The 15,167-nt window shown below is 60.2% G+C and carries 12 protein-coding genes; 11 read left to right on the plus strand and 1 reads right to left on the minus strand.

Annotated elements, in window-relative coordinates:
• Positions 1-95 precede the first annotated feature (95 nt).
• Positions 96-1,460 (minus strand): formimidoylglutamate deiminase, encoded by a 1,365-nt coding sequence (locus LOY56_RS01655; protein WP_258619171.1) that lies wholly within the window; start codon positions 1,458-1,460, stop codon positions 96-98.
• A 200-nt stretch (positions 1,461-1,660) separates the two neighbouring features.
• On the opposite strand from LOY56_RS01655, the gene hutC reads away from it, so the two are divergent.
• The 11 genes from hutC (at position 1,661) to hutG (ending at position 14,924) form a co-directional block, all read left to right on the plus strand.
• Positions 1,661-2,329, plus strand: coding sequence for a histidine utilization repressor (gene hutC / locus LOY56_RS01660; RefSeq protein WP_201061667.1), 669 nt, complete (start codon positions 1,661-1,663; stop codon positions 2,327-2,329).
• Positions 2,330-2,339: 10 nt separating this feature from the next.
• Positions 2,340-2,912, plus strand: coding sequence for a HutD family protein (locus LOY56_RS01665; RefSeq protein WP_258619173.1), 573 nt, complete (start codon positions 2,340-2,342; stop codon positions 2,910-2,912).
• Between the two features lie 510 nt (positions 2,913-3,422).
• Positions 3,423-5,126, plus strand: coding sequence for a urocanate hydratase (hutU, locus tag LOY56_RS01670; RefSeq protein WP_258619176.1), 1,704 nt, complete (start codon positions 3,423-3,425; stop codon positions 5,124-5,126).
• Between the two features lie 170 nt (positions 5,127-5,296).
• Positions 5,297-6,265: an ABC transporter substrate-binding protein gene (locus tag LOY56_RS01675; protein ID WP_258619179.1), complete on the plus strand. Its 969-nt coding sequence runs from the start codon at positions 5,297-5,299 to the stop codon at positions 6,263-6,265.
• 70 nt (positions 6,266-6,335) lie between these two features.
• Complete coding sequence (locus LOY56_RS01680; RefSeq protein ID WP_007907826.1) at positions 6,336-7,187, plus strand: proline/glycine betaine ABC transporter permease; 852 nt, start codon at positions 6,336-6,338, stop codon at positions 7,185-7,187.
• A complete protein-coding gene (locus LOY56_RS01685; protein ID WP_258619181.1) occupies positions 7,184-8,035 on the plus strand; it encodes a glycine betaine/L-proline ABC transporter ATP-binding protein in 852 nt (283 codons plus the stop codon). The genes LOY56_RS01680 and LOY56_RS01685 overlap by 4 nt, the downstream gene beginning before the upstream one ends.
• Positions 8,036-8,193: 158 nt before the next feature.
• On the plus strand, positions 8,194-9,717 hold the full coding sequence (gene hutH / locus LOY56_RS01690) for a histidine ammonia-lyase (protein ID WP_258619182.1): 1,524 nt from the start codon (positions 8,194-8,196) through the stop codon (positions 9,715-9,717).
• Positions 9,718-9,835: 118 nt separating this feature from the next.
• Positions 9,836-11,368, plus strand: a complete 1,533-nt coding sequence (hutH, locus tag LOY56_RS01695; RefSeq protein WP_258619183.1) for a histidine ammonia-lyase — start codon at positions 9,836-9,838, stop codon at positions 11,366-11,368.
• 109 nt (positions 11,369-11,477) lie between these two features.
• Positions 11,478-12,887: an amino acid permease gene (locus LOY56_RS01700; protein WP_258619184.1), complete on the plus strand. Its 1,410-nt coding sequence runs from the start codon at positions 11,478-11,480 to the stop codon at positions 12,885-12,887.
• Positions 12,888-12,904: 17 nt separating this feature from the next.
• The gene (gene hutI, locus LOY56_RS01705; protein WP_258619187.1) at positions 12,905-14,110 is read left to right on the plus strand and encodes an imidazolonepropionase; all 1,206 of its coding nucleotides are present in this window, start codon (positions 12,905-12,907) and stop codon (positions 14,108-14,110) included.
• Positions 14,111-14,120: 10 nt separating this feature from the next.
• Complete coding sequence (gene hutG / locus LOY56_RS01710; RefSeq protein ID WP_258619190.1) at positions 14,121-14,924, plus strand: N-formylglutamate deformylase; 804 nt, start codon at positions 14,121-14,123, stop codon at positions 14,922-14,924.
• The last annotated feature ends 243 nt before the right edge of the window (positions 14,925-15,167 follow it).

Here is a 15,167-nt window from a genome sequence, read left to right on the forward strand (position 1 = left end):
CCTGCGGCAGCTCCAGAGTCCGGTTGATCCGCATTATTGCGACCAACCGGATCTATTTAGGAGCTGCCGAAGGCTGCGATCTTTTGCTTTTTCGCTTAACCGAGCAGTTCGCGCAGAACCTGGGTAAACGCCCGGCTGCTTTCTTCTTCCCCAGCATGGCGCCCATCACGCACGATCCACTGGCCGTTGACCAGCACATCCCGCACCTGACGATCACCACCGGCAAACAGCCAACGATTGAGAATCCCGTCGCCACTGGCCGTCGCCAGGTACGGATCGCTGCCATCGAGCACCAACCAATCCGCACGCTTGCCGACTTCCAGGGCGCCAATCGGCTGCCCCAGCGCCTGGGCGCCGCCATTTAGGGCTGCGTCGTACAGTGTGCGGCCGACCATCGGCTGATCCGCGCCATACAAACGATTACGCCGCTGATCGCGCAGACGCTGGCCGTATTCCAGCCAGCGCAATTCTTCTACCACGCTTAATGACACATGGCTGTCGGAACCGATACCCATGCGCCCGCCCTGCGCCATGAAGTCCACCGCCGGAAAAATCCCGTCGCCGAGGTTGGCTTCGGTGGTCAGGCACAGGCCGGCGATCGCTCGGCTGTTGGCCATGAGCGTAACTTCTTCCGGATTGGCGTGAGTCGCGTGGACCAGGCACCAGCGCTGATCGACTTCGGTGTTTTCGTACAGCCATTGCAGCGGACGGCGGCCGCTCCAGCTCAGGCAGTCATCGACTTCCTTCTGCTGTTCGGCGATGTGAATGTGTACCGGGCACTGCTTGTCGCTGGCCGCCAGCACTTCACTGATCTGCTGTGGGGTGACCGCGCGCAACGAGTGGAAACACAAACCCAGGGCCTGGGCCGGTTGCTGCGCCAGGATAGGCTGCAAGCGCGACTGAAGTTTCAGGTAATTTTCGGTGCTGTTGATAAAGCGGCGCTGACCTTCGTTCGGGGCCTGGCCGCCGAAACCGGAGTGGCTGTAGAGCACTGGCAGCAGGGTCAAACCGATACCGGCGGAGCGGGCGGCCTGGCTGATGCGCAGCGCCAGTTCGGCCGGGTCTGCGTACGGTTGGCCGTTCGTATCGTGGTGTACGTAATGAAATTCCGCGACCGAGGTGTAACCGGCCTTGAGCATTTCGATGTACAGCTGACGGGCGATGACGCCGAGTTGGTCCGGGCTGATTTTTCCGACGAGCCGGTACATCAAATCGCGCCAGGTCCAGAAACTGTCGTTCGGATTACCCGCCACTTCCGCCAACCCGGCCATGGCCCGCTGGAAGGCGTGGGAGTGTAAATTCGGCATCCCCGGTAGCAGCGGACCGCTCAGCCGTTCGGCGTCATTTGCGTGAGAATCGGCCTGGATATGGGTCAGTACGCCATCGGCGCTGACCTCAAGACGTACATTGTTGGCCCATCCACTAGGCAGCAGCGCGCGTTCGGCAAAGAAGGCGGACATGGTTCAGCACCCCATCGTGTGTTATTTGTATATACATATACAGACGTTTGCCTGCTCGGTAAACTCCGGCAAGCTAGCAACCTCTCATAGATGAACAAGGATTAACCGTGCCGACTCCCTCTGCCACATTGCCGCCGAATGCCAATCTGAGCGCCAATCTGGGCGACAGTCCGGCGCCCTTGTACGCCCGCGTGAAACAGATGATCACCCAGCAGATCGACAGTGGAAACTGGCCGCCGCACTACCGCGTTCCGTCGGAAAGCGAGTTGGTCAGCCAGCTGGGTTTCAGCCGCATGACCATCAACCGTGCACTGCGCGAGATGACCGCCGATGGCCTACTGGTGCGCATGCAAGGCGTCGGTACGTTCGTCGCCGAGCCGAAAAGTCAGTCTGCCTTGTTTGAAGTACACAACATCGCCGACGAGATCGCCTCCCGTGGCCATCGCCACACCTGCAAGGTAATTACCCTCGAAGAAGAGGCCGCCGGCTCCGAGCGGGCCCTGGCCCTGGACATGCGCGAAGGCCAGAGGGTTTTCCACTCGCTGATCGTGCATTTCGAAAACGATATTCCGGTGCAAATCGAAGACCGTTTCGTCAACGCGCTGGTGGCGCCGGACTACCTCAAGCAAGACTTCACCCTGCAAACGCCCTACGCCTATCTAAATCAAGTCGCACCGTTGACTGAAGGCGAGCACGTGGTCGAAGCGATTCTCGCCGAGCCGTCCGAATGCAAATTGCTGCAGATTGAAAAGGGCGAGCCATGCCTGCTGATTCGTCGTCGCACCTGGTCCGGCCGTCAGCCAGTGACTGCCGCCCGTTTGATCCACCCCGGTTCCCGCCATCGTCTGGAAGGTCGGTTCCATAAATAAAGAGCCATAAATGAGCCAGTTGAAAGTGTTACGCGCGGCCGATTACCCGCGCATGCCGTGGAAAAACGGCGGCGGCAGCACCGAAGAGATCACCCGTGATGGAGGTGCAGGCCTTGAGGGTTTCGGCTGGCGCCTGTCGATTGCCGACATCGGCGAGTCGGGCGGGTTTTCCATTTTTGCCGGCTATGAGCGGGTGATTACCGTGCTGCAAGGCGAGGGCATGACCTTGCGCGTCGACGGTCAGGACACGCGGCCGTTGTTACCACTGGACCCATTTGCTTTCAGTGGCGAGAGTCATGTGTCCTGCACATTACTCGGCGGGCCGATTCGCGACTTCAACCTGATTTATGCGCCGGACCGTTACTGCGCTCGGTTGCAGTGGCTGGAAGGCGAGCAGCGGCTTTTCAGTTCGGCCGGCACCGTGCTGGTGTTCAGCGTGTCTGAACAACTTGAAGTGACAGTTGATAACAACGCCTCTCAGCTAGGGCGCCATGATTGTCTGCAACTGGACGGTAACGCCGGGCTGCTGGATATCTCCATCAAGGGTCAGTGCTGTGTCATCGAGCTGATTGCACGCGGCTAACTGTGGCGAGGGAGCTTGCTCCCGCCGGCCGATCCGCGCCCGGGCGCAGCAGTCGTCAATGCAGTATCCCGGTTCTTCTGACACACCACTTGCTCCGGTTTTTGGGTCTGCTTCGCAGCCCCGCGGGAGCAAGCTCCCTCGCCACAAAAACAGTAGCCCACGCCGTTTCCCAATGCGCACCACTTTGTTACCGAACGCCCCAGCGTGGCGCAAAACCACGCTCAAGTAACATCCATCGTCCTCGCACAAAATTCCCCCGAAAAATTTCATCTTCGTTAGAACCCTTGATCTACAGGCTTTCCAGCCCTTTCAAAACTTTTCTTGAATGCTCATCCAACAAGTTGGCCGCTCGATTGCATATGCTTGTATGTACAAGTAAAGACGTATGCGTATGAGTCGATTCGAGGCTCCTCGCAGCGTCCACTGATTCGCTTGTGGCGCTTTGACGCGCACAGGCTGGCTTGCCCACTGCCAGGGCTGGTTTGAATTGATCGCTGAGGAGTCTTTTTCGTGACTGACAATACCCAGAAACCTACTACTGCCCCTTTTACAAAGCACCGCAATGTTGAAATCCGCGCTGCCCGCGGTAACACGCTGACCGCCAAAAGCTGGCTGACTGAAGCGCCGCTGCGCATGTTGATGAACAACCTCGACCCGGAAGTCGCCGAGAACCCTAAAGAACTGGTGGTTTACGGTGGTATCGGTCGTGCGGCGCGTAACTGGGAATGCTACGACAAGATCGTCGAAAGCCTGACCAACCTGAATGACGACGAGACCCTGCTGGTGCAATCCGGCAAGCCGGTCGGCGTGTTCAAGACCCACAGCAACGCCCCGCGTGTACTGATCGCCAACTCCAACCTGGTGCCACACTGGGCGAGCTGGGAACACTTCAACGAGCTCGACGCCAAAGGCCTGGCCATGTACGGCCAGATGACCGCCGGCAGCTGGATCTACATCGGCAGCCAAGGCATCGTTCAGGGCACCTACGAAACCTTCGTCGAAGCCGGTCGGCAACACTATAACGATGACCTGAAAGGTCGTTGGGTCCTGACCGCAGGCCTCGGCGGCATGGGCGGCGCGCAACCATTGGCCGCAACCCTGGCCGGCGCCTGCTCGCTGAACATCGAATGCCAACAGGTCAGCATCGATTTCCGCCTGAACAGCCGTTATGTCGACGAGCAAGCCACCGACCTCGACGACGCGCTGGCCCGCATCGCCAAATACACCAAGGAAGGCAAAGCGATTTCCATCGCCCTGCTGGGTAACGCGGCCGAAATCCTTCCAGAACTGGTCAAGCGCGGCGTGCGCCCGGACATGGTCACCGACCAGACCAGCGCCCACGACCCGCTCAACGGCTACCTGCCGGCCGGCTGGACCTGGGAAGAGTACCGCGCTCGCGCCAAGACCGAGCCTGCTGCCGTGGTGAAAGCCGCCAAGCAATCGATGGCCGTGCACGTTAAAGCGATGCTCGACTTCCAGAAAATGGGTATTCCGACCTTCGACTACGGCAACAACATCCGTCAGATGGCTCAGGAAGAAGGCGTCGAGAACGCGTTCGACTTCCCAGGCTTCGTACCGGCTTACATCCGTCCGCTGTTCTGCCGCGGCATCGGCCCATTCCGTTGGGCTGCGCTGTCGGGCGATCCGCAGGACATCTACAAGACCGACGCCAAAGTAAAAGAATTGATTCCGGACGACGCCCACCTGCACAACTGGCTGGACATGGCCCGCGAGCGCATCAGCTTCCAGGGTCTGCCGGCACGTATCTGCTGGGTTGGCCTGGGCCTGCGCGCCAAGCTCGGTCTGGCCTTCAATGAGATGGTCCGCAGCGGTGAGTTGTCGGCGCCAATCGTGATCGGTCGCGATCATCTGGACTCCGGTTCGGTTGCCAGCCCGAACCGCGAAACCGAATCGATGCAGGACGGTTCCGATGCCGTGTCCGACTGGCCACTGCTCAACGCTCTGCTCAACACCGCGAGCGGCGCGACCTGGGTTTCCCTGCACCACGGCGGCGGCGTCGGCATGGGCTTCTCCCAGCACTCGGGCATGGTGATTGTCTGCGACGGTACGGACGAAGCGGCCGAGCGTATCGCGCGCGTGCTGCACAACGACCCGGCCACCGGTGTCATGCGTCACGCCGATGCGGGTTACCAGATCGCCATCGACTGCGCCAAGGCGCAGGGCCTGAACCTGCCGATGATTACCGGCAAATAAGAGAAAAGACCACTGCAGGAGCTGTCGCGGCAGCTCCTGCAGAGATCACGATGTTGCAGACCCAACAATAAGCGGGGCGGGTCGCGCGTAGAGCAGGCCTGATTGGACGTGGACAGGGCTGGATGCCTCTTGACTGCCGTAAGCCAACTCATGATTAGGAGCGTCACACAATGAAATCGAACAAGACCCTGCTGACCACATTACTGTCCATGGGCCTGCTGGCCAGTGCTGGCGCCACTCAGGCAGCAGGCTGGTGCGAATCGGGAAAACCGGTGAAATTCGCCGGCCTGAACTGGGAAAGCGCCATGCTGCTGACCGACGTGATGCAAATCGTTTTGGAGAAAGGCTACGACTGCAAGACCGACAGCCTGCCAGGCAACTCCATCACCATGGAAAACGCCCTGAGCAGCAACGACATTCAAGTGTTTGCCGAAGAGTGGGTCGGTCGTAGCGAAGTCTGGAACAAGGCCGAGAAGGCCGGCAAGGTTGTCGGTGTCGGCGCTCCGGTCGTTGGCGCAATCGAAGGCTGGTACGTGCCGCGTTACGTGATCGAAGGTGATGCCAAGCGCAAGCTGGAGCCAAAAGCCCCGGACCTGAAAGCGATTGCCGATCTGGGTAAATACGCTGCAGTGTTCAAGGATCAGGAAGAGCCATCCAAGGGCCGTTTCTATAACTGCCCGGCCGGCTGGACCTGTGAGCTGGACAACAGCGAAATGCTCAAAAGCTATGGTCTGGAAAGCACCTACACCAACTTCCGTCCGGGCACCGGTCCCGCACTGGATGCCGCGGTGCTGTCGAGCTACAAACGTGGCGAGCCGATCTTGTTCTACTACTGGTCGCCAACCCCGCTGATGGGCCAAGTCGACCTGGTCAAACTCGAAGAGAAACCAGGCGTGGACAAGCGCGTGACCATCAAGGTCGGCCTGTCCAAGACTTTCCACGAGCAAGCCCCGGAACTGGTTACCGTGCTGGAAAAGGTCAACCTGCCGATCGACCTGCTGAATCAGAACCTCGGACGCATGGCCAAAGAGCGGATCGAGTCGCCAAAACTGGCGAAGATCTTCCTGAAGGAACATCCTGAAGTCTGGCACGCATGGGTGAGCGAAGACGCAGCCAAAAAGATCGACGCGGCCTTGTAGGTCGAGCTTCTCCGACTGTCGGCAACGGCAGTCGGATGCTTGATCGCAACCCCTTGATTGAGAGTCTCTTATGTTTCCCGAAAGCTTTACCTTTTCCATCGCCGACTGGGTCAATAGTTGGGTCGATACGCTGGTTACCAACTACGGCGATGTGTTCCGCAGCATCTCCGACACCCTGCTGTGGGCCATCGTCAATCTCGAAGGGCTGCTGCGTGCGGCGCCCTGGTGGCTGATGCTGGCGATCGTGGCGGGCGTTGCCTGGCACGCGACCCGCAAAGTCGTGACCACGTCGGTCATCGTCGGTCTGCTGTTCCTGGTGGGTGCGGTCGGCCTCTGGGACAAGCTGATGCAGACCCTGGCGCTGATGATGGTGGCGACGGTCATCTCGGTGTTGATCGGCATTCCGCTGGGCATCCTCTCGGCGCGCAGCAATCGCCTGCGTTCGGTGCTGATGCCGCTGCTGGACATCATGCAGACCATGCCGAGTTTCGTGTACCTGATTCCGGTGCTGATGCTGTTCGGCCTGGGCAAGGTCCCGGCGATTTTCGCCACGGTGATCTACGCCGCGCCGCCGCTGATCCGCCTGACCGATCTGGGTATTCGTCAGGTCGACGGTGAAGTAATGGAAGCGATCAACGCCTTCGGCGCCAATCGCTGGCAACAACTGTTTGGCGTGCAACTGCCGCTGGCCCTGCCGAGCATCATGGCCGGGATCAACCAGACCACCATGATGGCCCTGTCGATGGTGGTCATCGCCTCGATGATCGGTGCCCGTGGCTTGGGTGAAGACGTGTTGGTGGGGATTCAGACCCTCAACGTCGGACGGGGGCTTGAGGCCGGCCTGGCGATTGTGATTCTGGCAGTGGTCATCGACCGCATTACTCAGGCGTATGGTCGGCCACGGCATGAGGTGAGCAAATGAGCAACGAAGCCATTAGCAAAAGCAATGAAGCCATCAGCAAGATCGAAGTCAAAAACGTCTTCAAGATTTTCGGCAGCCGCTCCAAGGATGCGCTGGGCATGATTGGCCAGGGCAAGACCAAAGACCAGGTGCTGGCCGAAACCGGCTGCGTGGTTGGCGTGAACGACCTGTCGCTGAGCATCGGCACCGGCGAGATCTTCGTGATCATGGGCCTGTCGGGTTCCGGCAAATCGACGCTGGTGCGTCACTTCAACCGCCTGATCGACCCGACCAGCGGCGCGATCCTGGTGGACGGCGTGGACATCCTGCAATACGACATGGAAGCCCTGCGCGAATTTCGCCGACACAAGATCAGCATGGTGTTCCAGAGCTTCGGCCTGCTGCCGCACAAGACCGTGCTGGATAACGTCGCCTACGGCCTGAAAGTGCGTGGCGAGAGCAAGCAGATGTGCGCCGAGCGCGCGCTGCACTGGATCAACACCGTGGGCCTCAAGGGCTACGAAAACAAATACCCGCATCAGCTTTCCGGCGGTATGCGCCAGCGTGTGGGCCTGGCTCGCGCCTTGGCGGCGGACACCGACATCATCTTGATGGACGAAGCGTTCAGCGCCCTTGATCCGTTGATTCGTGCCGAGATGCAGGACCAGTTGCTGGAACTGCAAAAGACCCTGCACAAGACTATCGTCTTCATCACCCACGACCTCGACGAGGCCGTGCGCATTGGCAACCGGATTGCGATTCTCAAGGATGGCCGCCTGATTCAGGTGGGTACGCCAAGAGAGATCCTGCATTCACCGGCGGATGAGTATGTGGACCGGTTTGTACAGCGGCGTGCTGCGGTGGTTTAAAGACCGATCGTTCTCACGCTCTGCGTGGGAATGCATCTCGTGACGCTCCGCGTCACACATGCGCAGGGCTTGAGCCTTGCGCTGACAACGGGACGCGGAGCGTCCCAGGCGGCATTCCCACGCAGAGCGTGGGAACGATCAAGTTCAAGAGGTTGAAGATGTCCCAGGCTGAAAAAATCGTTATCGCCGACGCCCCGTTGCGCTGGCAGGATGTGGTCACAGTCGCTCGTCACGGCGCGCAGCTCGAGCTGTCGCCCCAGATCTGGACGCGGATCGAAAATGCCCAAGCGATCGTCCAGCGCATTGTCGCCAGCGGCGAGCGTGCCTATGGCGTCAACACCGGTCTGGGTGCCTTGTGCAACGTCTCGCTCAAAGACGAACAACTCAGCCAACTGTCGCGCAACACCTTGCTCAGCCATGCTTGTGGCGTCGGTGCGCCGCTGGCCGACGAGCAAACCCGCGCAATCATGTGCGCCGCCATCGTCAATTACAGCCATGGTAAATCCGGCATTCACCGTCGGGTGGTCGAGGCGCTGCTGGCGCTGCTCAATCGTGGCATCACCCCACAAGTGCCGTCCCAGGGCTCGGTGGGCTATCTGACCCACATGGCCCACATCGGAATCACGCTGCTGGGCGTCGGCAATGTCAGCTATCGCGGGCAGATCGTTTCCGCGCAGCAGGCGTTGAGCGAGGAAGGTTTGCAACCGGTTCAGCTCGGCGCCAAAGATGGTTTGTGCCTGGTCAACGGCACGCCGTGCATGACTGGTCTCAGCTGTCTGGCCATTGCCGATGCGACGCGTCTGGTGCAGTGGGCCGATGTGATCGGTGCCATGAGCTTCGAAGCCCAGCGCGGCCAGATTGCCGCGTTCGACGCCGAGATCATCGCGCTCAAGCCTCACCCGGGCATGCAGCAGGTTGGTATCAATCTGCGGGCATTGCTCAAGGGCAGTGAAGTGATTGCCAGCAGCAAGGGTATTCGCACTCAGGATGCGTTGAGCATCCGTTCGATCCCGCAAGTCCACGGCGCCGCTCGCGATCAACTTGAGCACGCGAAAAAGCAGATCGAAACCGAACTCAACTCTGTCACCGACAACCCGATGCTGCTGGGCACGCCGGACAACTTCCGGGTGGTGTCCCAGGCCAACCCGCACGGTCAGTCAGTGGCATTGGCGGCGGATTTGCTGGCGATTGCCATGGCCGAAATCGGCTCCATCGCCGAGCGTCGCCTGGACCGCTTGATCAACCCGCACGTCAGCGGTTTGCCGGCGTTTCTGGTGGCCAATCCCGGGGTGAATTCCGGGATGATGATCGTCCAGTACGTTGCCGCGTCCCTGTGCGCGGAAAACCGTCAATTGGCGCAACCGGCGGTGCTCGACAACTTCGTCACTTCGGGCTTGCAGGAAGACCACTTGAGCATGGGCACCAATGCGGCGCTGAAGCTGCATCGCGCGTTGGAAAACTGCACGCAGATCCTCGCCATTGAATATTTGCTGGCATCCCAGGCGTTTGAATTCCTCAAAGAGCAACGCTTTGGCGCTGGTACTGATACCGCGTGGCGTCTGCTGCGTGAGCGGGTTCCGGCCTACGACCAGGATCGCTGGCTGGCACCGGACATTGCCGCCGCTGCCAGTGTTTTGAAAGACCCGATTTTGTTGCACAAGGCTTTACCGAACCTGAACTGAAATCCACAACACCAGCGTGCCAAGGCGCCAGCCCCTCTCAAAAAGTCGGGAAGCGACGGACAACGGAAATTTCCGGAGCGTCTGGTTAGTTAATAAAAACTCTCAAAAGGAGAATGATGTGACTGCGCTTAATTTGATTCCCGGCCAGCTGAGCCTTGCCCAACTGCGTGATGTTTATCAGCAACCGGTCAACATCACCCTCGACGAAAGTGCTTCGGCGCAAATCGAAGCCAGCGTTGCCTGTGTGGAACAGATCCTCGCCGAGAACCGCACCGCTTATGGCATCAACACCGGTTTCGGCCTGCTGGCCTCGACCCGCATCGCCAGTGAAGACCTGGAAAACCTCCAGCGCTCGCTGGTGCTGTCCCACGCCGCCGGTGTTGGCGAGCCGATCAGCGACGCCTTGGTGCGGCTGGTCATGGTGCTCAAGGTCAACAGCCTGAGCCGTGGTTTTTCCGGCATTCGCCGCGTGGTGATCGATGCACTGATCGCGCTAATCAATGCCGAGGTGTATCCGCACATTCCATTGAAAGGTTCGGTCGGCGCCTCCGGCGATTTGGCACCATTGGCGCACATGTCGCTGGTGCTGCTGGGTGAAGGCAAGGCGCGTTACAAAGGCGAGTGGCTACCCGCCACCGAAGCGCTGAAAGTTGCTGGTCTGACTCCGCTGACCCTGGCTGCCAAAGAAGGTCTGGCGCTGCTCAACGGTACCCAGGTTTCCACCGCTTACGCTCTTCGTGGCTTGTTTGAAGGCGAAGATCTGTTCGCCGGTGCCGTAGCGCTGGGTGCCCTGACCGTCGAAGCGGTGCTGGGCTCGCGCTCGCCGTTCGATGCACGCATTCATGCGGCTCGCGGCCAGAAAGGCCAGATCGACGCTGCGGCTGCTTACCGCGATCTGCTGGGTGAGCGCAGCGAAGTGTCCGACTCGCACCAGAACTGCGAAAAGGTCCAGGACCCGTACTCCCTGCGCTGCCAGCCGCAAGTCATGGGCGCCTGCCTGACCCAGTTCCGTCAGGCCGCCGAAGTGCTCGCCATCGAAGCCAACGCCGTCTCCGACAACCCGCTGGTGTTCGCCGCTGAAGGCGACGTGATCTCCGGCGGTAACTTCCACGCCGAGCCGGTGGCCATGGCTGCCGACAACATGGCGTTGGCTATCGCCGAAATCGGCTCCCTGAGCGAACGCCGCATCTCGCTGATGATGGACAAACATATGTCGCAACTGCCGCCGTTCCTGGTGGCCAATGGCGGCGTGAACTCCGGCTTCATGATCGCCCAGGTGACTGCTGCGGCGCTGGCCAGCGAAAACAAGGCGTTGTCTCATCCGCACTCGGTGGACAGTCTGCCGACTTCCGCCAACCAGGAGGACCATGTGTCCATGGCTCCGGCAGCGGGCAAGCGTCTGTGGGAAATGGCGGAAAACACGCGTGGGGTTCTGGCGGTGGAATGGCTGGCGGCAGCTCAGGGGCTCGATCTGCGTGAAGGTCTGAAAACCTCGTCCAAACTGGAAAAGGTTCGGGCGATTTTGCGGGCTGAAGTGCCGTTTTATGAGAAGGACCGTTTCTTTGCGCCAGACATCAATGCAGCGAGCGAGTTGTTGGCGACGCGTTGCCTGAATGAGCTGGTTACGACGAAGTTGCTGCCTAGCCTGTAATGGCCTTTTCGCGAACAGTCTCGCTCCCACATTAGAATGCATCCCCCTGTGGGAGCGAGCCTGCTCGCGATTCGATTTTGCGTCGGATAAGAATAATTAAGGACGAGAAATGCAACAGCCAACAAAAGGTTTGAAACGCGGGCTCTCTGCCCGACATATTCGCTTCATGGCGCTGGGGTCGGCGATCGGCACCGGGCTGTTCTACGGTTCTGCCTCGGCCATTCAAATGGCCGGGCCTGCGGTATTGCTCGCTTATCTGATCGGTGGCGCGGCGGTGTTCATGGTTATGCGCGCCCTCGGCGAGATGGCGGTACACAACCCGGTGGCCGGCTCTTTCGGCCATTACGCCAGCACCTATCTGGGGCCGATGGCAGGCTTCATCCTCGGTTGGACCTATGCGTTCGAAATGGTCATCGTCGGTATGGCCGACGTCACCGCGTTCGGTATTTACATGGGCTTCTGGTTTCCGGAAGTCGCTCGCTGGATCTGGGTACTCGGCATCGTTTCGGTGGTCGGCGGCTTGAACCTGTGCAACGTCAAAGTCTTCGGTGAAATGGAGTTCTGGTTGTCGCTGCTCAAGGTCGCGGCCATCGTTGCGATGATCCTGGGTGGCTTCGGCATCATGCTGTTCGGTATCAGCACCGCGCCCGGCGCCCAGGCGACCGACATCAGCAACCTCTGGAGCCATGGCGGCTTTATGCCCAACGGCGTAGGTGGCCTGATCGCTTCGTTTGCCGTGGTGATGTTTGCGTTTGGCGGCATTGAAATCATCGGCGTAACGGCGGGTGAAGCCAAAGACCCGCAGCACGTGCTGCCCCGGGCGATCAATGCCGTACCGTTGCGTATCCTGCTGTTCTACGTGCTGACGATGTTTGTGCTGATGTCGATCTTTCCTTGGCAGCAGATTGGCAGCCAGGGCAGTCCATTCGTGCAGATTTTCGACAACCTCGGGATCAGTTCGGCGGCGACCATCCTCAATATTGTGGTGATCTCGGCGGCGGTGTCGGCCATCAACAGTGACATCTTCGGCGCGGGCCGGATGATGTACGGTCTGGCCCAGCAAGGGCATGCGCCCAAGGGCTTCGCCCGCCTGTCGGTCAATGGCGTGCCATGGATGACCGTGGTGGTGATGAGTGCCGCGCTGCTGCTGGGCGTGCTGCTGAACTACCTGATTCCGGAAAACGTGTTTCTGTTGATCGCCTCCATCGCAACCTTTGCCACGGTGTGGGTCTGGCTGATGATTCTGTTCACCCAGGTGGCGATGCGTCGTTCCATGAACGCCGAGCAGGTCGCACAACTGAAATTCCCGGTGCCGTTCTGGCCTTATGCGCCGATGGCGGCGATTGCTTTAATGCTGTTCATTTTCGGCGTGCTGGGCTATTTCCCGGATACCCAGGCGGCTCTGATCGTCGGCGTGGTCTGGATTGTATTGCTGGTGCTGGCGTACCTGACGTGGGTGAAACCGGCGGCAGGGAAGGCAGTACCGGTGGAGCGGGAACCTTCTTTTTCTCATCGATAACCTAACGGAGGCCACGGATGAAAACTCTCTGGCAACACTGCCACGTCGCAACCATGGCGCAAGGCGTCTACTCGATCATCGAGGATGCGGCCATCGTGACGTCAGGTGCGCACATTGAGTGGATCGGCCCACGCGCTGAACTGCCGTCGGGCGAGTACCCGGCAGTCAATGATCTTAAAGGGGCCTGGGTGACTCCGGGCCTGATCGACTGCCACACTCACACGGTGTTCGGTGGTAACCGCAGCGGTGAATTCGAGCAACGTCTGCAAGGCGTCAGCTACGCGGAAATCGCAGCGGCCGGTGGTGGCATCGCCAGCACCGTGCGCGCTACTCGCGCGGCAACTGAAGACGAGCTGTTCGCCAGCGCCGCCAAGCGCCTGAAGAGCCTGATGCGCGACGGCGTGACCACGGTCGAGATGAAGTCCGGCTACGGCCTGGACCTGGCCAGCGAACGCAAGATCCTGCGGGTCATCCGTCGTCTTGGCGCCGAGCTGCCAGTCAGCGTGCGCAGCACTTGCCTTGCCGCCCATGCCTTGCCTCCGGAATACGCGGACCGCGCCGACGCTTACATCGATCACATCTGCAGCGAAATGCTCCCGGCCCTGGCGGCCGAAGGGTTGGTGGATGCGGTGGACGCTTTCTGCGAATACCTGGCGTTTTCGCCGGAGCAGGTCGAGCGGGTTTTCGTTGCCGCGCAGAACCTCGGTTTGTCGGTGAAGCTGCACGCCGAACAATTGTCGTCGCTGCACGGTTCGAGCCTGGCGGCGCGTTATCACGCACTGTCCGCTGATCATCTGGAATTCATGACCGAAGACGACGCCATCGCCATGGCCAAGTCCGGCACCGTCGCGGTATTGCTGCCCGGCGCGTTCTACTTCCTGCGGGAAACCCAATTACCGCCGATGGAAGCCCTGCGCAAACACGGCGTAAAAATCGCCATCGCCAGCGATCTCAACCCGGGCACTTCGCCGGCGCTGTCGTTGCGCTTGATGTTGAACATGGCCTGCACCTGTTTCCGCATGACCCCGGAAGAGGCCCTGGCGGGCGCAACGATTCATGCCGCCACCGCGCTGGGCATGGCCGAGACTCACGGTTCGCTGGAAGCCGGCAAAGTCGCAGACTTCGTCGCCTGGCAGATTGATCGACCGGCCGACCTGTCGTACTGGCTGGGCGGCGACCTGGAAAAACGCGTCGTGCGTCACGGCGTCGAAACAAGCGTTTAGGAGAGCAGTTGTGGATAAGGTTCTGAACTTCAAACAAGGCCGTGTGCCGCTGCTGATCAGCATGCCCCACGCCGGCCTGCGCCTGACCCCAGTGGTCGAAGCGGGATTGATTCCCGACGCGAAAAGCCTGCCGGACACCGACTGGCACATCCCAAGGCTTTACGAATTCGCCGCCGAGCTGGGCGCCAGCACCCTGGCAGCCGAGTACTCGCGGTTTGTCATCGACCTGAACCGGCCGTCCGACGACAAGCCTTTATATGTCGGCGCCACCACCGGCCTGTACCCGGCGACGTTGTTCGACGGTATTCCGTTGTTCCGCGAAGGGCTGGAGCCATCGGCCGCAGAACGGGCGACGTATCTGGAACACATCTGGACGCCGTACCACCGGACCTTGCAGGAAGAACTGGCGCGACTGAAAGCCGAGTTCGGCTACGCACTGCTATTCGATGCACACTCGATCCGCTCGATCATCCCGCATCTGTTCGACGGCAAGTTGCCGGACTTCAACCTCGGCACCTTCAATGGCGCCAGTTGCGATCCCCAATTGGCCAGCCAACTGGAAGCCATCTGCGCACGGCATGGCGATTACAGCCATGTGCTGAACGGTCGCTTCAAGGGCGGGCACATCACCCGGCATTACGGCAACCCGGCCGAGAACATCCATGCCGTGCAACTGGAGTTGGGTCAGTGCACGTACATGGAAGAGTTCGAGCCATTCCGCTATCGCCCTGACCTGGCGGCGCCGACGCAAGTGGTGCTCAGGGAATTGTTGCAAGGGTTGTTGGCGTGGGGACAGGAACACTACAAGCGCTAAAGCTCAGCACAATACCCTGTGGCGAGGGAGCTTGTCGGAACGCCGCACCGCCCCGTTCGGCTGCGCAGCAGTCGTAATTCCTGCACGCGCGGTAAATCTGTCGGAAATCGATTGAATGTGTTGGGGCTGCTTCGCCGCCCCAACGGGGCGGGCGGCGGCTGACAAACTCTGACGCTGCAAGGGGCATGCTCATTGAAGTCATTCGGGTTTATGATGCCGGACGGCAGAATAATAGAAGTCCCC

The sequence above is a fragment of the Pseudomonas sp. B21-048 genome, assembly GCF_024748615.1.
Lineage (GTDB): Bacteria > Pseudomonadota > Gammaproteobacteria > Pseudomonadales > Pseudomonadaceae > Aquipseudomonas.

Bases quoted from the DNA above. Each gene is read 5' to 3' on its own strand.
- LOY56_RS01680 (WP_007907826.1), top strand. From the start codon at position 6,336: ATGTTTCCCGAAAGCTTTACCTTTTCCATCGCCGACTGGGTCAATAGT.
- LOY56_RS01655 (WP_258619171.1), bottom strand. From the start codon at position 1,460: ATGTCCGCCTTCTTTGCCGAACGCGCGCTGCTGCCTAGTGGATGGGCC.
- hutH (WP_258619182.1), top strand. From the start codon at position 8,194: ATGTCCCAGGCTGAAAAAATCGTTATCGCCGACGCCCCGTTGCGCTGG.
- LOY56_RS01700 (WP_258619184.1), top strand. From the start codon at position 11,478: ATGCAACAGCCAACAAAAGGTTTGAAACGCGGGCTCTCTGCCCGACAT.
- LOY56_RS01675 (WP_258619179.1), top strand. From the start codon at position 5,297: ATGAAATCGAACAAGACCCTGCTGACCACATTACTGTCCATGGGCCTG.
- hutC (WP_201061667.1), top strand. From the start codon at position 1,661: ATGATCACCCAGCAGATCGACAGTGGAAACTGGCCGCCGCACTACCGC.
- LOY56_RS01685 (WP_258619181.1), top strand. From the start codon at position 7,184: ATGAGCAACGAAGCCATTAGCAAAAGCAATGAAGCCATCAGCAAGATC.
- LOY56_RS01665 (WP_258619173.1), top strand. From the start codon at position 2,340: ATGAGCCAGTTGAAAGTGTTACGCGCGGCCGATTACCCGCGCATGCCG.
- hutI (WP_258619187.1), top strand. From the start codon at position 12,905: ATGAAAACTCTCTGGCAACACTGCCACGTCGCAACCATGGCGCAAGGC.